We start from the raw sequence: 3,872 nt of genomic DNA, 5'->3' as shown, positions 1-3,872 counted from the left end.
CCGCCCCACCCCCCCCCCCCCCTCGTGCGCCCCCGCTCCCGCTCCCCCCCCCCCGCCCCCGCGGGCGGGGGGGGCGGGGCGGCCCCCCCCCCCCTCCTGCGCCTCGCCGACCGGATCGCCCCCGACCACGCGAACTGACCCCGTCGACCCGGCGCAACGCCCGCCCGCCGACACCTCCACGCCGACTCCCCGACTTCGCCCCGACGCCGCCCCGCCCCGCCCGACAGGAGCAGCCATGAGCATCGCCCCCGACCCCCACGCCCCGCTCAGCCCGCTCGGCCCCACCGACTCCTCGCGGGTACCGCGCTACGCCGGGCCCGCCACCTTCGCCCGCCTGCCCCGGATCGACCAGGTCCCGCGCGCGGACGTCGCGGTCGTCGGCGTGCCCTTCGACACCGGCGTCTCCTACCGGCCCGGCGCCCGCTTCGGCGGCAACGCGATCCGCGAGGCCAGCCGGCTGCTGCGCCCCTACAACCCGGCCCAGGGCGCCTCGCCGTTCGCGCTCGCCCAGGTCGCCGACGCCGGGGACATCGCCGCCAACCCGTTCGACATCCACGAGGCGGTCGACACCGTCGAGGCGGCCGCCGGCGAACTGCTGGACACCGGCGCCCGGCTGATGACCCTCGGCGGCGACCACACCATCGCACTCCCGCTGCTGCGCGCCGTGGCCCGCCGGCACGGGCCGGTCGCGCTGCTGCACTTCGACGCCCACCTGGACACCTGGGACACCTACTTCGGCGCCGAGTACACCCACGGCACACCGTTCCGCCGGGCCGTCGAGGAGGGAATCCTGGACACCTCCGCCCTCTCCCACGTCGGCACCCGCGGGCCGCTCTACGGCAAGCAGGACCTCACCGACGACGAGAAGCTCGGCTTCGGCATCGTCACCTCCGCCGACGTCATGCGGCGCGGCGTGGACGAGGTCGCCCAGCAGCTGCGCGAGCGGGTCGGCGACCGCCCCCTGTACATCTCCATCGACATCGACGTGCTCGACCCGGCGCACGCCCCCGGCACCGGCACCCCCGAGGCCGGCGGACTCACCTCGCGCGAACTGCTGGAGATCCTGCGCGGCCTGAGCGGCTGCCACCTGGTCTCCGCCGACGTGGTCGAGGTCGCGCCCGCGTACGACCACGCAGAGATCACCGCGGTGGCCGCCTCGCACACCGCCTACGAGCTGACGACGCTGATGGCCCGCCAGATCGCGAGCGAACGGACGGAGCCAGGTCCGCGAGCCGGCGCGGGCGACCGCACCGACGGACAACCGGACGGACAACCGGACGGCCGCGCCGGTGCCCGTACCGACGCCCGCACGGAATCCCACGACGCCACCGGCGAGGTGCGCGCATGACGCACCTCCGCAACGGCGGCGACCTGGTGGTCGAGTCACTCGCCACGCTCGGCGCCCGCTGCGTCTTCGGCCTGCCCGGCCAGCACGCCCTCGGCCTGTTCGACGCGCTGCGCCGCTCCGACCTGCGGTACGTGGGGTTGCGGGTGGAGAACAACGCCGGCTTCGCCGCCGACGGCTACGCCCGCACCGCCGGGACGGTGGCCCCGCTGTTCCTGTCCACCGGGCCCGGCGCGCTCACCTCGCTGGCCGCGCTCCAGGAGGCCGCCGCCGCCTCGGTGCCGGTGCTCGCCGTCTCCAGCCAGATCCCCTCGGCCGGACTGGGTGGGCGGCGGCGCGGCTATCTGCACGAACTCGTCGACCAGCAGGCCAGCTTCCGCGACGTGGTGAAGTCCGTGCACACCGCCCGCACCCCCGCGCAGATCCCCTCCGCGTTGGCCGCCGCCTGGGAGTCGGCGCTCAGCGCGCCGTACGGGCCGGTGTGGGTGGAGATCCCGCAGGACATCCTGCTCGCGCCGGTGACCGTACCGCCGGTCACCGGGCTGCGCGCCGAACCCCGACCACCGGTCCCCCGCCCGGAGCTGATCGCCGAGGCCGCGGTGCTGCTGGCCGAGGCCGAACGCCCGGTGATCCTGGCCGGAGGCGGTGTGGTCCGGGCCGCAGCCAGTGACGAACTGCTGCGGCTGGCCGAGCTGTTGCGGGCCCCGGTGGCCTGCACCTTCGGCGCCAAGGGGGCCTTCCCCTGGGAGCACCCGCTGTCGCTGCGCTCCTGGCTGGAGGACCGCCACACCACCGACCTGCTGGAGGACGCCGACGTCCTGCTCGTCGTCGGCTCCGGCCTGGGCGAACTGTCCAGCAACTACCACACCATGGCGCCGCGCGGCCGGATCATCCAGATCGAGGCCGACGCGGGCAAGTTGGAGGCCAACCACCCGGCCTTCGGCATCCACGCCGACGCCCGCCTCGCCCTGGCCGCCCTCTCCGACTCGGTACCGGCCGCCGTACCGGACGGACGGGCCGAGGCGGTGACCGCCGAACTGCTCAAGCGCGTCCAGGAGCGGATCGACGGCCAGGGGCTGGAACTCGAACAGGACTTGCTGGCATCCGTTCGCCACGCGCTACCGGACGACTCGCCGGTCTTCTTCGACATGACGATCCTCGGCTACTGGGCCTGGTCCGCCTTCGACGCCCGCCGCCCCGGAGCGATGCACTCCGCCCAGGGCGCCGGCGGCCTCGGCTACGGCTACCCCGCCGCACTGGGCGCCGCCGTCGCCACGGACGGCCGCCCGGTCCTCGCCGTCTCCGGCGACGGCGGCGCGATGTACTCGCTCGCCGAACTCGCCACCGCCCGCCAACTAGGCCTCAACGTCACCTGGTTGATCATCGACGACGGCGGTTACGGCATCCTGCGCGAGTACATGACGGGCGCCTTCGGCGAGGCCACCGCCACCGAACTGGCCCGCCCGGACTTCGTCCGTCTGGCCGACTCCTTCGGCGTCCCGGCCGCCATGACCACACCCGACGACCTCGCACGGGACCTGGCCGCCGCACTCGCCGCCCCGGGCCCCAACGTGCTGGTCCTGCCCGCCCTGCTGCGGATGTTCGCGCCCACCCACCTGGACGGCTGAACCACGGAGGGAGCGCGACGGCCCGGCCCCCGTCCCCGCCGCCCGGCGCACTCCCCCCATCTGCCCCACACCACCACGACCCCGGACCGTCCGACGCCGTTCCGCCGGCCCTTGGATAGGCTGCCGCAATGGCCCTCGACTCCCCCCGGCTGCTGCGCGCCGACGCCGCCCGCAACGCGGAAAAGATCATCCGGGCTGCCCGGGAGGTCTTCACCGAACAAGGCCCCGACGCCCTCCTCGACGACGTGGCACGCCGGGCCGGCGTCGGGGCCGCCACGCTCTTCCGCCGTTTCCCCGACAAGGCCGCGTTGCTGCGGGCCGTACTGGACGAGCGCTTCGGCGAGAACGTCCGCCCCGTCATCCAGGCTGCCGCCCACGACCCCGACCCCGCCTCCGGACTGGCCCGCGTCCTGGAAGCGGCACTGGAATCGGTGGCCGGCGACTACAACGTGCTGGCCGCCGCCCGCTCCGCCGGCGTCCTGACCCCGGCGACCGGGCAGGAGTTCTTCGCCGCCCTCGACGCCCTCCTGGCGCGCGGTCAGCACGCAGGTGTGATCCGCGCCGACCTCGTACCCGACGACCTGCACCGCGTCGTCGTCATGCTGGTCTCGGTGCTGTGGACGATGGAACCCCACGAGGACGGCTGGCGCCGCTACCTGGCCCTGGTCCTCGACGGCCTCACCCCCGCCGGGGCCCGCCCGCTGCCCTGCCCCGCCCCCGCACTGCACACCCGCACACCCTGACGCCGAGGCGGGTACCGGGCGCCCCTGGGGGGGGGGGGGGGGCCACGGGGTCTGGGGGGGGGTCGTGGTCCCCCCCCCCGCCCCCGCGCTTGGGGGGGCCCGGCGGTGGCCGGTGGCCGAGGTCACGGCGATTCCGCGCCGTGGCCGCCATCTGAT

Annotated in this window: 2 protein-coding genes and 1 pseudogene; all 3 read left to right on the top strand. The window is 75.4% G+C overall.

The genetic code is table 11. The annotated features are described in order from the left end of the window. Nucleotides 1-235: 235 nt before the first annotated feature. Nucleotides 236-1,213 (top strand): annotated as a pseudogene (gene speB / locus ACFV61_RS35025) (agmatinase); the annotation flags it as partial. A gap of 131 nt (nt 1,214-1,344) precedes the next feature. Continuing rightward, nucleotides 1,345-2,973, top strand: a complete 1,629-nt coding sequence (locus ACFV61_RS35020; RefSeq protein ID WP_380496146.1) for a thiamine pyrophosphate-binding protein — start codon at nt 1,345-1,347, stop codon at nt 2,971-2,973. Between the two features lie 128 nt (nt 2,974-3,101). Then, complete coding sequence (locus tag ACFV61_RS35015; RefSeq protein WP_063351803.1) at nt 3,102-3,716, top strand: TetR/AcrR family transcriptional regulator; 615 nt, start codon at nt 3,102-3,104, stop codon at nt 3,714-3,716. Nucleotides 3,717-3,872 lie beyond the last annotated feature (156 nt).

The organism is Kitasatospora sp. NPDC059817 (genome assembly GCF_042731835.1).
GTDB lineage: Bacteria > Actinomycetota > Actinomycetes > Streptomycetales > Streptomycetaceae > Kitasatospora.
The sequence above is the reverse complement of the archived record's forward strand: the minus strand, read 5'-3'. Positions and strand labels throughout refer to the sequence as shown.